The 23,482-nt window shown below is 43.4% G+C and carries 13 protein-coding genes and 1 tRNA gene; 11 read left to right on the top strand and 3 right to left on the bottom strand.

What is annotated here, in order from left to right; translation table 11 throughout:
* Positions 1 to 324 precede the first annotated feature (324 nt).
* Positions 325 to 2,043: an S-layer homology domain-containing protein gene (locus CAL7507_RS14500; RefSeq protein WP_015129223.1), complete on the top strand. Its 1,719-nt coding sequence runs from the start codon at positions 325 to 327 to the stop codon at positions 2,041 to 2,043.
* A 97-nt stretch (positions 2,044 to 2,140) separates the two neighbouring features.
* On the opposite strand, the gene CAL7507_RS14495 is transcribed toward CAL7507_RS14500, so the two are convergent.
* Positions 2,141 to 3,160, bottom strand: a complete 1,020-nt coding sequence (locus CAL7507_RS14495; protein WP_015129222.1) for a mechanosensitive ion channel family protein — start codon at positions 3,158 to 3,160, stop codon at positions 2,141 to 2,143.
* Between the two features lie 77 nt (positions 3,161 to 3,237).
* A complete protein-coding gene (locus CAL7507_RS14490) occupies positions 3,238 to 3,759 on the bottom strand; it encodes a DUF29 family protein (protein ID WP_015129221.1) in 522 nt (173 codons plus the stop codon).
* 121 nt (positions 3,760 to 3,880) lie between these two features.
* Here CAL7507_RS14490 and CAL7507_RS14485 point away from each other — a divergent pair, with 121 nt between their 5' ends.
* Both CAL7507_RS14485 and CAL7507_RS14480 read left to right on the top strand, forming a co-directional pair.
* Positions 3,881 to 4,795, top strand: a complete 915-nt coding sequence (locus tag CAL7507_RS14485; protein WP_042342172.1) for a histone deacetylase — start codon at positions 3,881 to 3,883, stop codon at positions 4,793 to 4,795.
* A gap of 185 nt (positions 4,796 to 4,980) precedes the next feature.
* A complete protein-coding gene (locus CAL7507_RS14480) occupies positions 4,981 to 9,471 on the top strand; it encodes a translation initiation factor IF-2 N-terminal domain-containing protein (RefSeq protein ID WP_015129219.1) in 4,491 nt (1,496 codons plus the stop codon).
* 419 nt (positions 9,472 to 9,890) lie between these two features.
* Here the strand turns inward: CAL7507_RS14480 and CAL7507_RS33420 are convergent, their stop codons facing one another.
* On the bottom strand, positions 9,891 to 10,016 hold the full coding sequence (locus CAL7507_RS33420) for a hypothetical protein (RefSeq protein WP_255348340.1): 126 nt from the start codon (positions 10,014 to 10,016) through the stop codon (positions 9,891 to 9,893).
* Between the two features lie 193 nt (positions 10,017 to 10,209).
* Between CAL7507_RS33420 and CAL7507_RS14470 the strand changes: the two genes are divergently transcribed.
* From CAL7507_RS14470 to CAL7507_RS14435, 8 genes are all read left to right on the top strand, one after another.
* The gene (locus CAL7507_RS14470) at positions 10,210 to 12,465 is read left to right on the top strand and encodes a family 2 encapsulin nanocompartment cargo protein terpene cyclase (protein ID WP_015129218.1); all 2,256 of its coding nucleotides are present in this window, start codon (positions 10,210 to 10,212) and stop codon (positions 12,463 to 12,465) included.
* Between the two features lie 455 nt (positions 12,466 to 12,920).
* Positions 12,921 to 14,330: a family 2B encapsulin nanocompartment shell protein gene (locus CAL7507_RS14465; protein WP_015129217.1), complete on the top strand. Its 1,410-nt coding sequence runs from the start codon at positions 12,921 to 12,923 to the stop codon at positions 14,328 to 14,330.
* Positions 14,331 to 14,783: 453 nt separating this feature from the next.
* Positions 14,784 to 16,190 (top strand): family 2B encapsulin nanocompartment shell protein, encoded by a 1,407-nt coding sequence (locus tag CAL7507_RS14460; RefSeq protein WP_015129216.1) that lies wholly within the window; start codon positions 14,784 to 14,786, stop codon positions 16,188 to 16,190.
* Between the two features lie 524 nt (positions 16,191 to 16,714).
* Positions 16,715 to 17,809 carry a hypothetical protein gene (locus CAL7507_RS14455; RefSeq protein ID WP_369750924.1) on the top strand — a complete coding sequence of 365 codons (1,095 nt, stop codon included), beginning with the start codon at positions 16,715 to 16,717 and terminating at the stop codon, positions 17,807 to 17,809.
* Positions 17,810 to 18,093: 284 nt separating this feature from the next.
* On the top strand, positions 18,094 to 19,233 hold the full coding sequence (gshA, locus tag CAL7507_RS14450; protein WP_015129213.1) for a glutamate--cysteine ligase: 1,140 nt from the start codon (positions 18,094 to 18,096) through the stop codon (positions 19,231 to 19,233).
* 282 nt (positions 19,234 to 19,515) lie between these two features.
* Complete coding sequence (locus tag CAL7507_RS14445) at positions 19,516 to 19,977, top strand: tRNA (cytidine(34)-2'-O)-methyltransferase (protein ID WP_015129212.1); 462 nt, start codon at positions 19,516 to 19,518, stop codon at positions 19,975 to 19,977.
* A 798-nt stretch (positions 19,978 to 20,775) separates the two neighbouring features.
* Positions 20,776 to 22,989, top strand: coding sequence for a peptidoglycan DD-metalloendopeptidase family protein (locus CAL7507_RS14440; protein ID WP_015129211.1), 2,214 nt, complete (start codon positions 20,776 to 20,778; stop codon positions 22,987 to 22,989).
* 186 nt (positions 22,990 to 23,175) lie between these two features.
* Positions 23,176 to 23,249 (top strand) — tRNA-Met (locus CAL7507_RS14435).
* Positions 23,250 to 23,482: the final 233 nt, after the last annotated feature.

Raw genomic sequence — 23,482 nt, 5'->3', positions numbered from 1 at the left:
TGAACTTAGTGAAGGTCTCGCTTTCAAATATTAATTACTTGCCACCTAAACCAGGCTCATCGCCAGTATGTTGATTTAGATGCACTGGCTTTTTTGCCAGTAGCTACTCCCCTTCTTATGGTGCATACTATACTTCTTTATCCGGTCTGAGTCAAGGAATTAGGTTGGGAGAAAAGTGTATCTGATCACTTTGCTCAATTGGAAGAGATTGGTTTTGGTCAAACTGTGGAAATTACGGGTGTTAGTTCCACTCACACAACGGGATTAATAGTTGAAGGGAAATTAACACCTGTTTGACCTTATAGCCAAATGGCACGGAGTGAAATGAAATACAAAAATCAAAGTTACTTAGCTCATCTGAGCAAAGTTGTTTGCGCTACGGCATTTGTAGCAATGTTTTCGCCAATAGCTTCTGCACAGACAGCTTCAGGGTCTTCTACCACCATCGGACAAACACTGGGAAATGCTACCAGTCAACAACTTTTAGCTGATGAGTCTATTCGCAACGAAGTAGAATCTAGCAGCAGAACTACTATTCAGCGACAAACTGTGACTACAGAAAGTCGCACTCAAGTAAGTAGTAATACTACCACCAAGGGTAAAACAACAGGTTTTAGCCTGGCTATCTTGCAACCATCTGGCGACTTTTCGGATGTAATTGCCCGTGTTTCTGTGAAAGGTAAACGTGGTAAGAACTTTTTAAAAGAGCGGTTTTTGGGTGATTACAAATATAAGATTAAGCAAAAGTCTAAATTTGTGAAGGGGTTAAAAGCAGGCGATCGCGTGATCGTGCGGTTGTATGATACCCAAAACCGCTTTATTGGCTACAGCGAATTTGAATGTTTGTCAACCAACACAGCGGTTAACCTAATTCTGTCCGCCAACCCCACAGAATATCGAGTGATTCGCACCGTTTATGGCGTTGATGCTAACTCCGACGGCGCAATTGACGCGGGTACAACCACTTACGATTACTTCAGCCAAGTTAGTAACCAACGTGTTACTTTCCTCAGCAATTCCCAAAACATCAACGTCAGTCAGTTCCAAGTTGCAGGCTTGTCTACAACTGCGGCTACAAGTGTTTATCCGGTTTCTTTCACCAAAGGAGCGTTTTCTCTAGTACGCCAGTCTATCAGCACTTTTAGTTCTGACTTAGCACCTGCTTTGCAAGCTGCACCTGGCCAGTTGGTGCAACTGATAGAAGTCAGTAATGACAATAGTTCTATCTACGATGTCAGCCAGATGATGATGACTTATCGAGAGGTGGGCGTAGCTAATGGTATCCAAGTTAAGTTTAGCGATGTCTCGACAAACTACTGGGCTAAAGATTTTATTGCTGAGTTAGCGGCGCTACAAGTTCTCCAAGGCTTTCCCGATGGTTCTTTCCGTCCCGATGAACAGGTGACTCGCGCTCAATTTGCGGCGATGATTAGTCAAGCTTTTGAAAAGGTGCAAGTCCGCAACGCCATCAGCTTTAGAGATGTCTCAACCAAATATTGGGCTTATAATGCCATCCGCGAAGCATCCACAACAGGATTTTTAGGGTATTCGGGTAGTGAATTCAACCCCACCGCTAGCCTTTCTCGCCTAGAAACTTTGGTAGCATTAGCGCGAGGATTAAATTACACTTTCAGCGGTTCCACAGAGTCAATTCTGGCAGCTTACAGTGATGCTACTAGCATTCGTAGTGATGTCCGCAATGCGATCGCTGCACTCACAGAACGGGGTATTGTAGTCAATTATCCCAATGTCCAATCCCTTAATCCTGACAAAGTGGCAACCAGAGCCGAAGTTAGTGCTTTGATCTATAAATCATTAGTCAGTATTGGTGAAGTTGCGGATATATCCTCTCAATATGCAGTGGAACAAACACCACAGCAGGCTGTAGCCGAGGAACGCAATTCTACCCGGACAGAATCTATAAAACCTCGTCGTCATTGTAACCAAGGAATTGGTAATGGTTCTGAAGGTTGTGACCCTGGTAATTCCCGTCCCCACGGTGGTAGTAACGATGAAGGGGGGCGGACTCCTGGTAAAAAGTAATACTGTTTTTTGCAATTTAGATGCACCGTAAGGCACAGCATCCAAAATTCACAGGGCGGGGAAACCCCGCCCATACGGGCTTTGCGACTTCAAACTGCTATATTTTTGCTTGATTTTCTTGCATATACAATTCTCTCGATGGGAAGGGAATTTTAATTCCTTCTTTTTGATAGCATTTGTGCAATTTTTTAATAAATAAATGTTTTCCAATCCGCTGGTCGAAGAACTCATTAACACGCATATAAAGTGTGAAATCTATACTAAAATCACCAAATTTATTAAATCTTATATATGGCTCATTTTCCATTAATTCAGGCGCTATTTCTTGCATAACTTCTTTTGCTACCTGAACGGTTACTCTTTCAACTTGTTCGAGGTCACTTTCATAATCTACACCAACGTTAATTGTTAAAGTGATTTCTTTGACTGGTAGATGATAGTTAGTAAAAATTGCCGAAGCTAGCTTCGAGTTAGGGACAATTATCACATTATTTGAAAGCTCTTTGATGGTCGTATGTCGCCAGGAAATATCTGTGACGTATCCCTCATGATTAGCTTCTAATTTTACGTAGTCTCCTGTTCTAACCTGCTTAGAAATAATCAAGTAGAACCCAGAGAATAAATTTTCTAGAGTATCTTTAAGTGCTAAACCAACTGCTAAACCACTAATACCTAAAGTCGTAATTAATGGTGTGATTTGTACACCGACGGTTTGGAGCAGGATTAGTGTCCCTAAAACTAACACAGCAGATTTAGCCAGGTTAGAAAGTAAAGATGCGGAAACACCTGAAGTTCTACGCAGAAACAAACTGACAAAACCAGCAGATAGTCTTGATAGTACTAAAGTGACTGAATAGAGAAAAATAATAGTCAGAATTTTCTGCAATATACCAGTAACATCTGACTTGAGAGGAGAAGTCAGAATTGCCCAAAAAAAACCAGTGATCGCAAACCAAATAAAAGTCATGCGATGCAAGGATTGAAATATAACTTCACTCCCAGGAATTTGCTTTTTGGCAACAAATATTTTTAGTCTTTGGAAGATAAATTTTTCACCAATTATTCCTGCTAGTAAGCCAGCAAAAATAAACGCAATTGGCAGAATCCATTGCATCATAGTCAATTGGGTATGTAAATTTTAATAGATAACCTTAAAAATTTTACCTTGATTTAGTTTAATATAGAGTGGTTATTTTAATTTTTTCTATTTATCCAGTCTTCCCCACCAGCTAATTGAGCTAAATGATCATCCATAATCGCTGGTAATTCTTTCGCAGAATAAGTATATGTTAAAGCTAAAAACTTAGTTGCTGTAGTTAAAATCTGGTTTCTATCTAGCATTGCTGATAATTGAGAGCGGCTATATTTTCCATTCAAAACTTCCTCGCTTGCATCAGCTATAGCATCTTCCATAACTTCCTCTTCTATGAAAGTTTCCCACTCATCTTGATTGATATAGTAAGATTTTTTATTTTCTTTGAGATTCAGCTTTTTAATTTCCTTGATAGAGTTGCGAATAGAATAGACCCAAGAACCAGTTAATCGCTGTTCTATCTGGTTTTTAATCAAATGAATCAAAAAAATGTTTAAATAAGACTGAATATTACGCAGAATAGCTAGTTTACTCATACCTTCTAGTTCATCCACGATCGCCAAAGCATCTGCGTATCTTCCTTCCAGGATACTAGTTCTGAGGTCGATTAATTCTTGTGTCATCTATATTCCCTGCAAGACTTAACAGTAATAACCTAAATTTAACACTTGACATCAATCGTAAATAAAGGCGTTGCACAATTGCTGGGCGTACTTGGCATCACCTATGGTTCAAAATAAATATATGGACTTGCCAATCGTTTACCACCCAGATTATATTGCGCCACTGCCACCTGGGCATCGCTTCCCGATGTCCAAATTTCGGCAACTCTATGAATTGTTGTTGGGTGATGGTGTGGCGCAAATCGCACAATTTCACACCCCAGAACGTCCGCCAACGGATTTGATCGAGTTGGTTCACACGCCAGACTATGTACAAGCTTACTGTGAGGGGACTCTAGATGCTAAAGCACAGCGCCGCATTGGCTTACCGTGGAGTCCAGCCCTGGCGAATCGTACCTGTGTAGCGGTTGGTGGTACGATATTGACTGCGAAGCTAGCACTAAGTCAAGGTTTAGCTTGCAATACTGCTGGTGGAACTCATCATGCCTTTCCCAGTTACGGATCTGGTTTTTGTATTTTCAATGATTTAGCGATTGCTTGTCGCGTTTTACAAAAAATCGGACTTGTCCACAAAATTTTGATTGTAGACTTGGATGTCCATCAAGGGGACGGTACAGCTTTTATCTTCCAAGACGATGAGAGTGTTTTCACTTTTTCGATGCACTGTGAAGTCAATTTTCCTGGTACTAAGCAAAAAAGCGATCTTGATGTTCCCCTGACTGTGGGAATGGAAGATGACACTTATTTACAAACATTGGCAAATTACTTACCAGATTTATTGTCAGAAATCAAGCCAGATTTAATATTTTATGATGCTGGCGTAGATCCACATATAGGCGATCGCCTGGGAAAATTAGCTTTAACTGATACTGGCATTTATCGCCGAGAAATGCAGGTTTTAAGTACCTGTGTTAGCGCAGGTTATCCAGTTGCTTGCGTGATTGGAGGTGGCTACGCTGATGATCTAAAATCTCTTGTTTGGCGGCATTCTCTACTACATCGGGCTGCAAGTCAAGTTTATCGGCAGTATCTTTAATGTACGGCTGTAGTGCGTATTAATTGATTTAGGAAGCCATTTAGTTTTACCAAAAGCACTCACTAAAGAAGTAAAAAATTATCTTTATGTGATAAAATTGAGAAGATAGTCAAACAATAAATAAGCTTAAAAAACATCAATAAAGTACAGTCAAAAATTAGGGTTTTCTCATCGCTCTTATTTAGATGAACAACGCCAAAGTCAGAATCTACGAACTATCAAAAGAATTAAATATAGATAGCAAAAAGCTTTTAGCAATTTGCGGTCAACATAACATTGTAGCCAAAAGCCCAAGCAGCACAATTTCCCAATCTGAAGCAGAACATATTCGCACATTAGCCACAAAAGCATCGACTTCGCCCAAAAATTTCTCAAAGAAAAAAGCAGATGTGGAAGATTGGGGCTATGCATTCATAAATTCATCAGTTGATAGTTTTATTCGCCATCTGGAAGGACAATCTGCACTAGAATCATATCCCGATTTTAGGGAACGGCGAGAACATGCAAACGAGTTAATGTTTGAGTCTATTGGTAAACATGCTTGTCTATTTTATGTCCGTCGTCAGGGTAAAGGTAAAGAGTCAGGAGAAGAAATTTGGGATTTGACAATAGCCACAGATAGAGATGATTTTCAGTTACCTATAAGACTGAGAAAGCTAGGAAAAACTCTAGGATTTAGAGCCGCAGTCCAAAAAAATGGTACTGGTGGTTTAAAGATATTATCTATTCAATTACTACCACCCTCACGGGGACATGCTGATGCTTATGCCGTAGCCTGTTGCTTACGCTTATGGCCTAATCATCAACATCGTATTGGCATTCCGCCAAAGGGATTATCACGCATAGCAGCTATGCCCGTTTGTGGTGATAATGTCCCGACAGAAGAACAACTGAAAGCGTGGAAAGCATTTTTACAAGTCGAGGAAAATATTGCTAAAGCGCGTCAGTTTTGTGTATCTTATGTTGCTCATAAATATCCTTCTAAAAGACAAATTATTTTTGAGATTAATGTCACCTCAGCCACCCTTGATGGCTCTCGCGAAAATGCCTTGGAGGTGAAGAATTTTTGGGAACGGGTACAACGAGCCAGAAATGAAGAAATCAAACTTTTCGAGACTTCTCCCGTCGGAAAAAACTGGTATAATGGTCGGTTACTAGGTTCGATTACAGAATTTGACTCTAAACGTTGCATTATTAGTGTGCGGCTAGAACGGGAATTAGCTGACTACATAGCAACGGAACGTTATCAACTACCAGATAACGGATTTTTATGTTTTGAAGCTGTTGGTGATATCCAACAAATTCAGCGGAAGAAAAAAGCTTTAGATGACTTAAATAATGGTCGTACTCAAAATCCTTATTTAGGTAACTTCTTATTTGATGCTGCTCAAGCAAGACCGATTAAAAAAACTATCCAACTGCAACCACAAGATTTATTATTATCTTCTGCAAATCCTGGACAGAAAGCTGCAGTAGAAACCGTACTTGCAGCCGATGATCTGGTTCTTATTCAAGGGCCACCAGGGACAGGTAAAACAACCGTAATCGCCGAGATTTGTTATCAAGTTGCTTTGCGGGGTGGACGTACATTAATCGCTTCTCAAGCCAATTTAGCAGTAGATAACGCTCTGAGTCGATTAGTCCATAACCCTGTGATTCGTGCTGTGCGAAAGGGACGCGCCGAACGAGTGGGAGAGGAAGGACAGCCATTTTTAGAAGATAGAGTTATTGGCACATGGTTAGAAAATACCGCCAATGACTGCCAAAATAATCTTGCTCAACGTCTTGATAATATACAAGTTTTACATGAGTTACTGACATCATCACAACGGTTCACAGATTATCTAAAAATAGAAGAAGAATTTAATCAGCAACAACATGAATTTAACCAGACTAAAGCAAACTTAGAAACAAACTGTCAAATTCAAGAAACAGCCTATAGTGAGAACCTAGCTAATAAAAATAATGTTGAATCTTTAACTACAGAGTTTGATCATCTGCTAACTCCTGTAACGAGTATTAATTGGGAATCATCAGAAATTAAAAACTTTTTACCACGTTTGAAGCCATATACCGAAGGTAATAGTTTAATAGAGAATTTTTTAATCAATGTTCGTCAAGCGATTAAATATACTGATGAACTTGGCTTGATTCGTCCTGAATATGGTGCTTTTGGATTAGCAGCTTGGTTAGGTGAGACAGTAGCGATTGCAATATCTGAATTAAAAATAGCATTGGGTGATGCTCAAACTGCGGCTTTAGCCATGTCAGAAGTTGCGGCTTCAGCACAGATTTTTAAACAAAATGCTACTAATTTAAATCAATTACAAATAGATTATCAACAATTAGTAACTAAGCAGCAAAGCTTACAGCAGACAATGCAAGCTTGGGAAAACCGCAAACGAGAAATTAACTATATTATTGAAGCGGTGACAGAATGGAAAGCTACAGCTTATGCTGAATTGTATCAAGTATTGAATGATTGTTATAAATCTAGTCAACCATTAACAGAAAACATGGTGCAATTACCATTAGGTTTGTTGATGTTTGCCAATAAATTGAAATTATCAATTGTCCCCAAAAACTATAAAATGACTCTACCAGATTGGGAAGTTTTAGCGAAAGCTTTGTCTTATGAAGTAGAGGGAGGTTTTATTGACAGAAAAGGTAAACAGTATAATTTTAGTCACTTTTTAGAGCAGAGTTTTAGCCAGATTCCTATAGTATTGTCAACAAGCGATGGCACACAATGGCAACAAATTTTTCAAGAGTTTAATAACTATCAATTACTCACTCAAAACCAGCGTAAGTTGCTAGTTGAAAACACCCAGATTTTCTTGATGAGAATGCAGCAGACTTATGCTAAATCTTGGGAAATCAAGAACATCAACGCTACTCTCACCCGGATCACACAAGAGTTACTGGATAGTATCCTTGTAAATGCGCGTAAATGTGTTGCACTAGTCAAAGCCGAAACTGAACAAAATCTACAACATCTGCAAAAACAATTAACTGAACTAGAGAAAAGTGTTGCTATCCAACAGCAAATATATACAGTACAGCATCAAGTAGAAAAAGAAAGCCAAGATGCTAATTTGAAGCTGGGACGAGTCATTGAGATTTTACAAAAAATTCATCAACAGCAAAATATACCTGATAAATTACGCATCCTAGCTGAAAAATATCTGAGTAAGCAATCAAATATATGGGAACAGCCTCAAGAATTCTCCAAGCAGGTAGAGTCTTGGCAAAGTTACTTAACTCAGCTAGAAATCTTAATTCCCTCCTTAGATTATTTAGCTATGTTGGAGATAACTAAAAATTCTCTAGTTCAGCATTTAGAATTGCTAAAATTAGAAACTAAAATTTCTAAAAAGCAACTCAATAAATTACAAAAACAAATATATGAATTAGAGCAACAAGCACAACCAAAACCATCAGAAACTTTGCTGATAGAAAGGAATTGGTGGGAGATATTCTGGCAAATAATACCTGATAAATTCAAGTACGATATTTCTGGTTTAGACTTATTTAACTTAGACCTATTACGTAATATTAAAACTAAGTTTGATGATTGGCAACATGAACTGCAAAAAGAAGAAAGCTATATTCATAAATATCAGAATTTTGTGCAAGATTGGATTGCAAAAGTACGTAACCCCACAGAAAGCGATCGCAATGATTTAAGGCGTGTTTATTTAGATAATGCCAACGTCATTGGTATCACCTGTGTGCAAGCAGCAAATCGAGAATTTTCCGAAGAATTTCAATCATTTGATGTTGTCATCATCGATGAAGTTAGTAAGTGTACACCGCCAGAGTTGTTAATCCCAGCTTTGAAAGGCAAAAAGTTAGTTATGGTAGGTGATCATCGACAACTACCACCAATGCTCGATACTAGCACTATCGAAGAAGTTGCTCAATCAATTGGCAGTACACGAGATAATCTGCAATTTTTGGAAGAATCATTATTCAAAAATCAGTTTGAAGCTGCTGATGATAGCATCAAACAAATGCTAACTACTCAATATAGAATGCATCCATTTATCATGGGAGCAATTAATCAGTTTTATGACGGTAAATTAGAATGTGGAATTTTGCAGCCTGATGTTAAACGCGCTCACAATCTATCAGGTAATATAATTCAACCAAATCACCATCTTGTTTGGGTAAAAATGCCCACAAATAATGAATTTCAAGAACAACGTGAAGGGACTTCATTCTCGAATATTCAAGAAATTGATGTCATTGAAAGTTTGTGTCACCAAATTGAAAATTCTTGGATTGATAGAGTTGCTAATGGTGAGCCTAAAAAAGAAATTGCTGTGATTACATTTTATGGCGCGCAACTGAGAAAAATTGATGAGCGCTTGCAATCTGAACTTTTCCCTTCATTACAAATTCGTACTGGTACTGTAGATAGATTTCAAGGTATGGAAAGACCTGTGGTAATTGTGAGTATGGTTCGCAATAACAATCGGGGAGATGTAGGATTTGCTAAAAAACCGGAACGGGTTAACGTTGCTTTTTCTCGCGCTCAAGAACTCCTAATAATTGTCGGTAGTCACGATTTATTTACCCATCAACCGGGTAAAGTCGGCAATATGTACTCACAGGTTGCCAATATTGTCAGTCATCATGGGGGTTTCCTTGATTTTTCCCGCATTTTGTGCTAAAGTCTACTCTTCTTTAATTTAGACATTATTCCTCACCTTAATATAGCGATTCCCACATTGGTGAGGTACAGACAAAAAGAATTAACCGCTGATAGAAGAGGATGGACGCGGATAAACGCAGATAAATTTGTACCTTACCAGACTAGAAAACGCTATAGCATTCATCTCAACACTGAAGAGAGTGCTGTGGAGTGTAGACTTCTTGCATAAATACTTTGGTGTTGCTGACAATCATTTAAGAAGTTCACGCAAAGGCGCAAAGACGCAAAGAAGATCGCGAAAATCAGGACTTTTGCAAGAGGTCTTGTGTGAACACTCTGCTATTTTAAGGTAAAAATTGTGAAGAAATATATTATTGAACAGTATAATCCTTTACTTGGATGGTGATCAAGCTGTAATATTTTTCACGTGATCCACACTTAATTCAGCGCTGTTTCGTTCCCTAAAATGTGCTGAATTGGCAAGAGTTTAGGAGAACAAGTCAGGTTATTCAAAAATTTAACTGCATATTTCAAATGCGATCGCACTTTGATCGGTTTTGTCATAAAAGTTACTTTTTGAGTATAAACCGATGTAAATTTTTTACTCATGATATTGACAAAACCTCTTTCCATCTGGAATGAAAAAGCCCTGAAAACGCGGACGGGGTGGAGCGGATACTCGTGAACCCCAACTCTGCTCAGATCAGCCACGAAATCAAGACAGCAAGAAGACTCCAGAGGAGGTTTAGCGCAGATCATGCAACCCTTTGAACTGCCAGAATTTTACACGCCTTGGCCGGCGCGACTAAACCCAAATCTGGAAGCAGCGCGATCGCATTCCAAGGCGTGGGCTTACGAGATGGGGATACTTGGATCAGAAGAGGAAGCGCAAGACGAGCCTATTTGGGACGAACGCACATTTGATGCCCACGACTACGCCTTGCTTTGCTCCTATACCCATCCAGATGCGCCGGGAGCGGAGCTTGACCTAGTAACCGACTGGTATGTCTGGGTGTTCTTCTTTGACGATCACTTCCTGGAAATCTATAAACGTACTCAAGACATGGCTGGGGCAAAGGAGTATCTCGGCAGACTACCAGCCTTCATGCCGATTTACCCCACCGAAACCCCTCCCGTTCCCACCAACCCAGTAGAGCGTGGCTTGGCCGACCTGTGGTCTCGCACCGCCTTTACTAAGTCTGTGGAATGGCGGCGTCGGTTCTTCGAGAGTACCAAGAACCTCCTAGAAGAGTCTTTGTGGGAACTCGCCAATATCAACCAGAATCGGATTGCCAACCCCATCGAATACATTGAGATGCGGCGCAAGGTTGGCGGCGCACCGTGGTCGGCGGATCTGGTGGAACACGCCGTGTTTGTAGAGGTGCCGGCGGAAATTGCCGCAACTCGGCCAATGCGTGTACTCAAAGACACGTTTGCCGATGGGGTGCATTTGCGTAACGACCTGTTTTCCTACCAGAGAGAAGTAGAGGATGAAGGCGAAAATGCCAACTGTGTGTTGGTCTTGGAACGCTTCTTGAATGTGAGTACCCAGGAGGCAGCTAACCTCACCAACGAACTGTTGAGTTCGCGCTTATACCAGTTTGATAACACTGCTGTCACCGAGTTGCCCTCCCTGTTTGAGGAGTACGGACTAGATCCAGTAGAACGGGTAAACGTTCTCCTTTACATCAAAGGACTTCAGGATTGGCAGTCGGGCGGTCATGAGTGGCATATGCGATCGAGCCGCTACATGAACAAGGGAGGGGACAATTCTTCGACACCGACGATTCTGGGCGGTCCCAAAGGGTTAGGCACATCGGCGGCGCGGATTGAATCGTTATCCGCCGCCTTGGGTTTGGGAAGGTTCAAGAGCTTTACTCACGTTCCATATCAGGCTGTGGGACCAGTAAAACTGCCGAAGTTTTATATGCCCTTCTCTACCACGTTGAATCCCCATCTGGATGCTGCAAGGAAGCATTCCAAAGAATGGGCGCGTCAGGTGGGGATGCTGGAATCAATACCTGGCATTCCTGATGCCTTCATCTGGAATGACCACAAGTTTGATGTTGCCGATGTTGCCCTATGCGGTGCGTTGATCCATCCGAATGCGTCTGCTGATGAGCTAAATCTCACCGCTTGCTGGCTTGTCTGGGGAACCTATGCTGACGATTACTTCCCAGCACTCTACGGGAATAGCCGCAACATGGCTGGGGCGAAAGTGTTCAACGCCCGACTCTCGGCGTTCATGCCTCTTGATGACTCCACACCCCCCGCCATACCAACCAATCCGGTGGAACGCGGCTTGGCAGATATTTGGTCTCGCACAGCAGGCCCCATGTCCCTGACAGCACGGACTGAGTTCCGCCGTGCGATTCAGGATATGACTGACAGTTGGGTGTGGGAACTCGCCAACCAGATCCAAAATCGGATTCCTGATCCAATCGATTATGTGGAGATGCGTCGGCAGACCTTTGGCTCAGATTTGACGATGAGCCTATCTCGACTATCCCAGGGCGGCGAGATTCCGATGGATATCTACTACAGTAGGCCAATGCGATCGCTGGAGAATTCCGCCGCCGACTTTGCCTGTTTCACTAACGATGTCTTCTCCTACCAGAAAGAAATCGAATTTGAGGGCGAAATCCATAACGTCGTGCTGGTTGTGCAGAATTTCCTCAACTGCAATATACCCCAGGCTGTCGAGATTGTTAACAACCTGATGACTGCAAGGGCACAACAGTTTCAACATATCGTCGCCACTGAATTGCCTGCCCTTTTCGACGATTTCGATCTAGACGAAAGTACCCGCGAAAAATTGCTGGGATACGTTGAGAAACTAGAACAGTGGATGTCCGGTGTACTCAGGTGGCATATAACGGTAGACCGCTATAAGGAATTTGAATTGCGTAATAATTCCGCAGCCGGGCGGCGGCTGCTCAATGGTCCAACAGGACTGGGCACATCCGCTGCACGTATCGGCTCATTGCTCGGTGCAAGGGGTTCTGCTCTTTAATTACGAATTAGTATTCCTGTCAAAAGAGGCAGGGGGTAGGGCAGGGCTGTTTCATTCCCTAAGAAGCTTGAAAAATCAAGGGTTCTAGCAAAATAAAATTGATGATTTTGCTACCTGGGTATCGAGAAAATAGACAATCGTACTGTTATTTATGTGCTGAATATTCTGTTTCATCGTTACCCATACTTATGATTTTTATCGCTAACCATCTTGACAAATCCTGTTTGAGAGGGAACGAAACAGCCCTGGGGGGTAGGGGGAGAGACTGACACGGGGCAACTCTTGGAGACGCTGTGTTTCGACTTCGCTCAACATAAATTCGCGTTCATACCCATGTTCCGCAATGCTTGTCGCAGAGGGTTGGGCTTGCTCCCCCCCCGCTAGAAAGCTCCCTTCCCCTCTACCTCTTCGGTGAGATCGGTTTTTTTACTAACTACAGTTTGGAGAATGAAGTTGTGACTTATTCTAATGATCCCAGTGTGAATGTTGAGGGTCAGCAGCCCCAGTTAAGTTTGAGTACAGCAGCGGCGCGTAATTTGGCGACAACGACCAAATCTGCACCACAGACCCAGGAAATTACATCCCGGTGGTTGTTGAAGCTGTTGCCGTGGGTGCAGACCAAGGGTGGCGTATATCGCGTCAACCGTCGGTTGAGTTATTCTGTGGGTGATGGGCGGGTTAGTTTCACCAACACCGGAGCAACGGTGCAGGTGATTCCCCAGGAACTTACTGAGTTGCCCTTGCTGCGAGGGTTTAACGACACCCAGGTGTTGACCGCGTTGGCTAACCAGTTTGTGCAGCAGGAGTTCGCCCCAGACGACGTGATCGTTGAGATTGGTCAGCCGGCTGATCGCATAATTCTAATTGCTCGTGGCAAGGTGAACAAGATTGGTGTTGGCAAGTATGACGAGCAGGTCGTGTTGGACGTGCTAGCCGACGGCGACCATTTCGGTGATGAAACTGTGGTGCAATCCGAGGACACCTGGCAGTACACCCTCAAGGCAATTACCAGAACCATAGTTTTGTCCCTACCCCAACAGGTGTTTGAGGGGCTAATCGGTCAGTCCGAGGCCTTGCAAACTCATGTTGAGCAGTTCCGCGCCAGCCTGAACCAGCCACAGAATGCCCAAGGTGAAGCCGCCATTGAAGTGGCGACTAATCATCCCCAAGAGACTGCATTAGCCGGAACCTTCGCTGATTACGACCTTGCGCCCCGGGAATATGAGTTGAGCATCGCCCAAACGGTGTTGCAAATAAGTACCCGCGTAGCCGATCTGTACAACGAACCGTACAACCAGACAGAAGAACAACTGCGGCTAACTATTGAGGCATTGCGGGAACGTCAAGAATACGAGTTGCTCAACAACCGCGAATTCGGGTTGCTGCACAACGCCGACCTCAGCCAGCGGATCTACAGCAGTACCGGCGCACCCACCCCCGATGACTTAGACGAGTTGTTGGCGACTGTATGGAAAGAGCCAGCATTCTTCCTGGCTCACCCCCGCACGATCGCTGCTTTCGGTCGGGAAGCCAACCGCCTCGGACTCTATCCCACCAGCGTAGATGTGAACGGCGCTCAGGTTACAGCTTGGCGCGGCGTACCCATCTTTCCTTCCAACAAGATCCCCATCACCAATAACCGCACCAGTTCTATCCTCTTGCTCCGCACTGGTGTAGAAAAACAAGGGGTGATCGGCTTACATCAAACTGGTATCCCCGATGAATACCAACCCAGCTTGTCTGTCCGCTTCGCAGGTATCAGCGAAAAGGCGATCATCTCCTATCTCGTCACCGCCTACTACTCCGCAGCCGTCTTAGTACCAGACGCACTCGGCATCCTCGAAGATGTTGAAATCGGGCGCTAAGTGATTGAATTTTAGATTTTAAATTTTGAATTTTGGATTGAAAGATTCAAAATTCAAAATTTCAACACGTCTGTGATTTATAGCGGTTCTCAATTGCATGGAATACAGACCTAACCCCCAGCCCCTTCCCTGCGAGGGAAGGGGAGCAAGAGTCAAAACCTCTCTCCTTTTAGGAGAGAGGTCAGAGTGTATTGCATCGAAACGAGAAGCGCTATATCCCCACTCCGCAACAAGCAAGCTACGTGGAACAAATCTAGGACTAGTCCTTTCAAGGTGGTGAAATTCGGAACGAAGATTGGTTATTTCGATCTTCAAAAATCCCCAAATCTGAGCGTAGGATTCAAGGTGGTAGCACTGAAACAATGTATCTTGGTTTGTCACCTTGAAAGGGCTAGTCCTAAAATCTAAAATCTAAAATCCAAAATCCAAAATTGTTAACTAGGGGATGAGGTAATGACGTATTCTAATGATTCGGGTTTGGATGTTGAGAGCGGACAACCTCAACTGAGTTTGAGTAAAGATGCGGCGCGTAATTTGTCCACGACTACCAAATCTGCACCACAGACGCAGGAAATTACCTCGCGGTGGTTGTTGAAGATGTTGCCGTGGGTGCAGACGAAGGGTGGCACCTATCGGTTGAACCGTCGGTTGACCTATACCGTGGGTGATGGGCGGTTGAGTTTCTCCAACACTGGATCTGAAGTGCAGGTGATTCCCCAGGAACTTGGTGAGTTGCCCTTGCTGCGAGGGTTTGAAAACACCGAGGTGCTGGAGACGTTGGCGGGTCGGTTTGTGCAGCAGGAGTTTGCCCCTGGTGATATTATTGTGCAGTCAGGTCAGCCAGCCAATCAGCTTTTCTTGATCGCACATGGCAAGGTGAACAAGATTGGTATTGGCAAGTATGACGAGCAGCCGCTGTTGGATGTACTGGCTGACGGTGATTATTTTGGCGATCGCGTGTTGGTGGAGTCAGACAGTAGTTGGAAGTTCACGATCAAGGCTGTTACCCAAACCACAGTATTGGCGCTACCACAACAGGCGTTTCGGGAACTGCTCAACCAGTCCCAGGCTTTGCAGGCTCACCTGGAGCAGTTTCGGACTCGCGCAGAACTTCCACAAAACAAGTATGGAGAAGCGGCGATCGCCTTATCGACCGGTCATAGCACAGAGACGGCGTTACCGAGAACATTTGTTGACTACGAACTCTCACCCCGCGAATATCAGTTGAGCATTGCCCAGACTGTGTTGCGGGTAAATACTCGCGTTGCCGATCTGTACAATGAACCGTACAACCAGACAGAACAACAATTGCGGCTGACGATTGAAGCATTGCGGGAACGTCAAGAACACGAGCTGATCAACAACCGCGAATTTGGGTTGCTGCACAATGCTGACCTCAAACAACGCATCTACACCCGCAGTGGTCCCCCCACTCCCGATGACCTTGACGAACTGATCACCCGTCGGCGGAAATCCAGGTTCTTCCTGGCTCATCCCCGCACTATTGCAGCCTTCGGTCGGGAGTGTAACCGTCGAGGCATCTATCCAGACACCATCGACATCGATGGCAGCAAGATAATCACGTGGCGCAATGTACCGATTCTTCCCTCTAACAAGATCCCGATTACCAAGAACCAGACCAGTTCTATCCTGATACTCCGCACTGGTGTGGAAGATCAAGGCGTGATTGGGCTACACCAAACTGGTATCCCCGACGAATACCAACCAGGCTTGTCTGTCCGATTCACGGGCATCAGCGAAAAGGCCATTATCTCCTACCTCGTTACCACCTACTACTCCGCGGCCGTTCTCGTCCCCGATGCACTTGGTATCCTCGAAGACGTAGAAATCGGGCGTTGAGGGAAGGGGCTATTAAGCCGATCATCTTGTAATTTGCACATTAAACTCTCAATTGTGGATTAATAATCATCCATTGAGAGTTGATAATTGAGAAATGAAGGTCAGAAAAATTGTGGAACGCGAGTTCCCAGGGTTATACCAATTTAAAAAAAGAATACGACAGATGGGTAGGGGCACGGCACCCATAAACTATCGGTTTTCCCGAAAGTCTATGGAAGCCGTGCCCGTACGAAGAATGTATGTGTTGCAAACATTATTTGAATTGGTATTAGGAACACAAATCAAGCGAGCAAGAGCAGCGGACTCCCGCTCCTTAATTCAACTTTGTGCCGAAATTGATATCCCACATTCTGCACTTCATTATGTAATACAAGAATTCCAAGTGCTTCTACATAGAGGTTTTGTTGATGTTTCTCCCATCTGCTGCTAAATCTATTGATGATAGTCTCCAGAAGTTAGTAGGCGAAATTGAATCGCAAAATGCAAGTTTATCAGTTTTATCAGCGCGTCAAGTTCGCTATAACTTGCGTCAAAATATTGTCGAAATTACAATACAAGAACCTCGTCCATTTAACGTACTTGAAGAGTTTATTATCCGTGCGGGAATTGAATTTGACATTCCGCCAACAGGAGATGAATTAGCATCGATACTTGGGCTTGATCCGATATTTGTGCGAAGTACTATTAAAAATCTTCAGAATTTACAAACTTTGGCGGTTAAATCACCAATTACGGTTACTGCTGAAGGGCGTACATTTTATGAGCAAGGTACTGTGTTACAGCCTCCATATTCTGTACAAATTTATGCTATTACAGAGCCTTTAGAAGAAAAAATTATTTTTCAGTCTCAATCTTTAAGTGAAACCAGAAGAGACTTAACTGACTCTGCAAATTTTATTAATATTGATCATAAAATTACTGATATCTCTGCTTTACAACTTGAGAAAATACAGCAAATCATTCAGGATTCAGATTTGGAATTTCATATACCAGAAAAAGGTAAAATTGTGACGGCTTTTCGAGTATTATCGTCAACACAAACTATTAGTAAAGAAATATCACTTTTGGTTATTGTTGATCAGATAGTAGATAAGTTGAGTATTCAAATAAGAAATGGTAAGCAAGTTTTAGAATTGCCATCAAATACATTAGCTGTTATTGCTGATAAATTGTGGGTAAATGCTCTAAAAACAGATGATTCGCAACTAGCAATCGAGCCTTTGTGTATTTGGGGTGTGCTAGGTATGGAAGAGTTAGCACTCACAGCAATACAGCAAAATAGCTGGCTAGAACTTCTAGCGGTGTGGTTAAATGTGGTACTAAAATCAAAAAAATTAACTGATGATTTAGCGTGTTTTCAAACTGCGCTTGCTTTACTGAATCAAATTACAGGTGAAGAGGATTTTCTTGAACAATTAAGGATAGGATGGCGAGAAGTTATCGGCGCGATCGCTACTTATAATTATGAGAGTGCTTTAAATTTACTCAGCAGTGAAGTTTGGGCAGAATTTATCCGTCTGGAAATTGCTCTAGAGGATGATTTACCTGATAAATTCATTTCGCAATACACTAAGCCTCAAAGCCAGGAGACAAAAGTTAAAAGGAAGAAAAGGGGTTGACAAGCATCAAGTGCAAATAAAATATGAGTCACAATACAAAATTTTCAAGTCCCTGAATTGATTTCTATATTTATCTATGTGATCAATCCAAAATTGTTTGACTTCTGCCTAATATTTTTTTTATACTTACACCCTGCATAATTTCTCGTAGATTTAGGTAAACCACTTCATCTTTCTTAGCTATTGATTCAATGATTCTTAACTTGGATTTAGCTTTAATGAGAGTGCAAAAAATCGTCTAATTCGATACAATTTATAGGCTTAGGAGAGGCGAGGAGAACAAAGTGGTCTTAACGAAAGGCTTTGAGATTGAGATGTACACGGGGACACCTCAAGGTGAAATCGTCGGTCTCTCCGACAAGATTGTTGCGGCTTTAGATGCATTTGTGCGGGAGCCAGATAGTCGCAATGTGGAGTACATCACTAAACCACTGCACAGATATGAGACTTTATTGTGTGCGTTGTTGCGTCCGCGTCGGCAACTGCGAAACTACATCAAGCGTTTGGGCGACTATACCCTGATTCCAGGCAGTACCCTATCTTTGGGTGGGAGCGATCGCTTTTTTCGTTCCGATCCCACTAACCCCTATCACGACTATATTGAGCAAACCTACGGCACAAAAGTAGTCACCGCTAGCGTTCACATTAACGTCGGTATCAGCGATCCAGAACTACTCATGCGCGCCTGTCGGGTGATCCGTCTGGAAGCACCCCTATTTCTTGCCCTCAGCGCCTCGTCTCCGTTCCTAAACGGTAAAACTACAGGCTATCACTCTACACGCTGGGGCGTCTTCCCCCAAACCCCCGCTAATGTGCCTTTATTCGCCAGCCACGCCCACCATATCCAGTGGGTGGAAGAACAGCTAGCTGCTGGCACCATGCAGAACGTGCGCCATCTGTGGTCATCAGTACGACCAAATGGCGATCGCCGCCCCTATGATCTCAATCGTCTAGAGCTGCGAATTTGCGATTTAGTTACAGATCCGATCGCTTTACTAGCAATTACCGCATTGCTAGAAGCCCGGTTATTGCAGATAATGGAAAACCCCGCCATCGATCCGTTAACCCAAAGCACCCTCACACCCACAGAACTTATTACCCTGACTGCGGAAAATGAAGCAGCAGCATCTCGTGCTAGTCTTGATGCCCAACTCAGGCATTGGCAAGATGGCCGCAGCATCTTAGCTAGAGATTGGATTGGCGAACTTTATCAGGAAGTCTGGGCGATCGCTAAACAGCAAGGCTTTAGCTGTTTTCTGTCGCCCTTACAAAAAATACTCCGCGAAGGTAACGAAGCCCAACAGTGGTTACAGCTGCACAGCGTCGGTTTCGATTCTGGGCGCGTCATCACTCAGGCGATTGTGGCCACGCAAGAACGGGAAATCGAATTAGAAAATAAGCTGTGTTCCCCCCTGATGGCTTAACACTACATCCCCTGTCTTCTTACTCATGGTAGATTTTCCTGGAGTCGTTTGTATCTCCAGGAAATACCCGCAAACACGATCGCCACAAAATTGGTATCTTCTTTATTTCTCATCAAAAATGCTCTCAGATAGAATTCTGGGAAATTTTTTGCGGTGTTTAAAAATTCTAATCTATGGGAATAACTTGCAGATTATTAATAAAACCTATAGATCGCCTGCGTCTTTTGGTAGATTTCGCACATTTGATACATTGTTTTTTAGCACACATTTAATCCACAGAAAATGCCCCAGGTCGTTCTAGTAAACCCACAAATTCCGCCCAACACAGGCAACATTGCTCGCACTTGTGCTGCGACGGGTACAGAATTACACTTGGTAGGGCCTTTAGGGTTTGAAATCAGCGATCGCTACCTCAAAAGAGCTGGTTTAGATTATTGGCCTTATGTCAAACTGCACTATCACGAATCGTTGGCAGCCTTTCAAACTCTACATCAAGAACGCGGCGGCAGATGGCTAGGATTCAGTGTCGGTGGCAGTTCTAACTATGTGCAATTTCAGTTTCAAGCCAACGATTGGCTGCTGTTTGGTAGTGAAACCACTGGCTTATCACCCACAGTTTTATCAGCTTGTGATGCCACCCTCCACATTCCCATGCACCAACCCCAGGTTCGCAGCTTAAACCTCTCCGTAAGCGTAGCCGTAGGATTATTTGAAGCCCGTCGTCAGCTAGGTTACTTACAGTAGAGTGCTTCTAGCATTTTTAAGTAAAAATACTTATTAAGACATAAGATATTAATTAAAAGGGTAATTTCTTTAAGTAAAAATATCGTTTGTTACAGCCATAACAACATGAATGGCTATACTTTATTGTCTAAGCTGCTGCAAAATGTAGTCTTAAACACTTACGAATAGAGGTGAGCTAATATAAGAAATTTGTATAGGAAAAACGAGCCAATGCCAAATTTCAATGATAGATTTTGATGAATTTCAATTATCTTGGACTTAGGAACAAAAGGGTTAAGAGCCAGTCTTATAGGGCATTTCCATGACTTTGGCTTAAAAAGTATTTTTCAGGGGCGCAAATGTAGGTGCGAGTTTACACGGTTGTCTTTTTGGGAATAATCAACGTAAAGTGTCGAGCTGGGAAGACGGATTTGGTAGAAATATCTTGAAGATATCTACAGCAGGGAGCATTGTTTTTCCAGAAGTCGTGGCAAGTCAATTGCTGAAAGCGACAGTGGACGCGGCAAAGAGTTGTGTTTGTCCAGTCCCTGCTATTAGAGCAAGACAAGCTGTTTGAACTACTGCAAAGAGCAAAGCATCCTGGGGTGTGAGGTGTGGAGTGGACAAGTCGGCACAGCAATTTTAAAGTTTTGCTAAAAAAGTGTGAACTTGTCTAAATCAGAGAAGCAGGTTAATCTTGCGTAAGTATCTCTGGTGGGTGTGATCTTGATCTATCTTTCGATGTGATCTAAATCATTGACTAGTATCAGACTGAAAAATCGAGGTCAGTTAAGCGCTAGTGTTCTTAGGAGGTCGTCTTTGAAACGAGCATTAAAAAAGAGAGTAAAGGCTGTGCTGAAAAATACCCCCAACAGCGAAAGTGCCCCGGTGGAGCAACTCAATGTGGTAAATCCCAAGGCTAACCGTCGGGCGCATACAAAAGCTGCCGTGATTGGCTTGGCAATTTCAATGGGCGCAACCAGCCTTTTGATGACGCGACAAGGCGATCAAGCCCAAGCAGCGGCTCCTGTAGGTAGCCAAAAGGCAGCTTCAGCGCTACCGGCTGCTCCCGACACTGATGTAAAATTTGCCCCCACAAAGCTAGAGACTAAAGCCGACTCATTAGCGAGTCTGCCGGAACATTCTGTCATAGTGGAACCAACAGCAATTTCACAAGTGCCTGGGCTGGAAGCTAAATTGCAAGTTCCTGCATCAGCAGCAAATTACAAAACTTCCTTTTATCTGCACCCCCAAGCATTACAGGGGCAAACAGCCAAGTCTAGGGAATTGCAAAAACTCTCTAGTGTTAGTGGTGATATTGGCTCTCAAGCCACGTCGCTGACTGAGAAACCACAAACAGTGACAACAGAGAGCAAAGTCGCCAGCAGTGAAATCAATGCACAACTGAAGGCGCAGCAAGAGTTTGCACTAAATCGCTTACAAGAAAAATCGAGCCGTTTAAAAAAGAGCCTGGCGGAGTTGCGGTCTGAGGAGACCAAAGGTTTATCACAAGCTACTATTGGGTCGGCGCAGCCAACAACTACAGTTGAAACAGCACCACAGGTTAACGCGAGCAGCACCGTAACTGAACAGTTACCAACCCTCGCTGATGTTAATAAAAACAACCTGATATCTAGCTTAAAACAGGCACAAGTCACTAGTGCGCCCCTGGCAACACCTGCACCAGCCACACTAAAAGTTGCCGCACTATCGGAACCCGTAGCCTACGAAGTTAAGCCTGGGGATACACTAGCAGCGATCGCTAGCCGTTATGGTATTTCCGTTTCAGAATTAGTCAGGGCCAATAATCTCACCAATCCCGACCAACTGCAAATCAGTCAAAAACTGATTATTCCTGCTACTGGGGTTGACCGCAGCACTGCTAACCAGTCTCAGTTAGCAACTAACCCCTCTACTGCTAAGTTAGTCACTACACCTGTGAATACAGCTAGTGCTAACTTAAACCTACCTGTATCCTCACAGTTATCAGTCATTGCCAACAGCAGCAACATAACCGACCCGACACCAGCAACTGCAAACGACCTGATGTCGGCAAATCCTAACCTAGCTAATACTTATGGCGTTGGTGGCGATACTCCAGTGCCCAAAGTTTATGCCGGCATCCAGTTGCCTAAAAAACCGGAGAAGGTAGCAAGAACAAAAGGTAATGAGCGCTTACGGAGCTTACAAGCAGAAATCGAGAGATTAAGGGAGAAATACCGTGCCCAACAAGCCGGTGTAGTTGCGCCAGAATCTCCTGAAGCTAACAATGCTGCTGTGTCGCTCCCTGTGCCTAGTCCAAACAATTTTGCAGTATCCAGCCCCGTTTCTCCACGGAATGCGGTGCAGATTGCTGTTCCTTCCCCTGTTGGCGCTAATAACTATAGGGCCCAGCCGATTAAACCCGTATATGGTGCGACTCGACCCACCAGCGAGCCAATCAACCCAGAATTCTTGCCCAACCAAACCTTTAATCAGTTGCCTAATGCATCTGGTGCTAGGTTAATCGCACCTACACGTGTCAATTCTTCTGACTCTTTGGGAAGAATGCGAGGACGCTCGGTGTCTCCACAATTGCCACCTTTGGCAGCTGTGGATCAATACCTGCCCAAGCCGATTGATGAGACTACACCTCCGCCATCCACTTCGTCAGTGGCTTATGCATGGCCGGCAAAAGGTGTTCTTACCTCTGGTTTTGGTATGCGCTGGGGACGGCCACACAAGGGAATTGATATTGCTAACTCTACCGGCACACCGATTTACGCGTCAGCTGACGGTGTAATCGAAAAAGCCGGCTGGAATAATGGCGGCTACGGGAACCTTGTAGATATTCGTCATTTTGATGGCAGTATGACCCGTTATGGTCATAACAGCAAAATTCTGGTGCAAGCAGGTCAGCAGGTGCATCAAGGTCAAATTATTGCTTCAATGGGTAGTACTGGTTTTAGTACTGGACCACACAGCCATTTTGAAATTCATCCGGCAGGTAAGGGAGCAGTTAACCCAGTCGCCTTACTGGCTAATCGCATCTAGTTCTAGTTGCCCACAATTTCATCATTGCTTTGTTGATCGAGGGAGCTAAACTCCCTCTTTTGACTTACTAGTTTCAGCAACTGATGCAGAGCCTGTTGTCTCGTATCCATCAAAAAATTAGTTGTCTATTAGGCTAGCGATCGCCAAACACTCATGCTATACTAGTTAATCATTGCGGTTAAATCTGGCTCAGTAGCTCAGTTGGTTAGAGCACGGGACTCATAAGCCTGGGGTCGTTGGTTCAAATCCGACCTGAGCCATGCAAAACAATTATCAGAAGCCCTTATGCTAAGGGCTTTTAGTTTTTGTGGGGTTTTATATCAAAATTTCTGGTATTAGTTACTAAATATTTCGGCTGTATCTTAACTGCCTCTGGGAGTAAATTTATAAATCAAATTAATTTAATTATTTTTGGAACGTTTCATTAAATTCAGCATAAAACTTATAATATTCATCACTTACTTGATTATTGTTAACAAGTTTTTTCCGCAAC

Source organism: Calothrix sp. PCC 7507, assembly GCF_000316575.1.
Taxonomy (GTDB): domain Bacteria; phylum Cyanobacteriota; class Cyanobacteriia; order Cyanobacteriales; family Nostocaceae; genus Fortiea.
This window is presented reverse-complemented; position numbering and strand designations above follow the sequence as displayed.

Excerpts from the sequence above, each read along its gene's own strand:
- CAL7507_RS14485 (WP_042342172.1), top strand. The coding sequence starts at position 3,881 with ATGGACTTGCCAATCGTTTACCACCCAGATTATATTGCGCCACTGCCA.
- CAL7507_RS14460 (WP_015129216.1), top strand. The coding sequence starts at position 14,784 with ATGACGTATTCTAATGATTCGGGTTTGGATGTTGAGAGCGGACAACCT.
- CAL7507_RS14480 (WP_015129219.1), top strand. The coding sequence starts at position 4,981 with ATGAACAACGCCAAAGTCAGAATCTACGAACTATCAAAAGAATTAAAT.
- CAL7507_RS14445 (WP_015129212.1), top strand. The coding sequence starts at position 19,516 with ATGCCCCAGGTCGTTCTAGTAAACCCACAAATTCCGCCCAACACAGGC.
- CAL7507_RS14490 (WP_015129221.1), bottom strand. The coding sequence starts at position 3,759 with ATGACACAAGAATTAATCGACCTCAGAACTAGTATCCTGGAAGGAAGA.
- CAL7507_RS33420 (WP_255348340.1), bottom strand. The coding sequence starts at position 10,016 with ATGACAAAACCGATCAAAGTGCGATCGCATTTGAAATATGCAGTTAAA.
- CAL7507_RS14500 (WP_015129223.1), top strand. The coding sequence starts at position 325 with ATGAAATACAAAAATCAAAGTTACTTAGCTCATCTGAGCAAAGTTGTT.
- CAL7507_RS14495 (WP_015129222.1), bottom strand. The coding sequence starts at position 3,160 with ATGATGCAATGGATTCTGCCAATTGCGTTTATTTTTGCTGGCTTACTA.
- CAL7507_RS14470 (WP_015129218.1), top strand. The coding sequence starts at position 10,210 with ATGCAACCCTTTGAACTGCCAGAATTTTACACGCCTTGGCCGGCGCGA.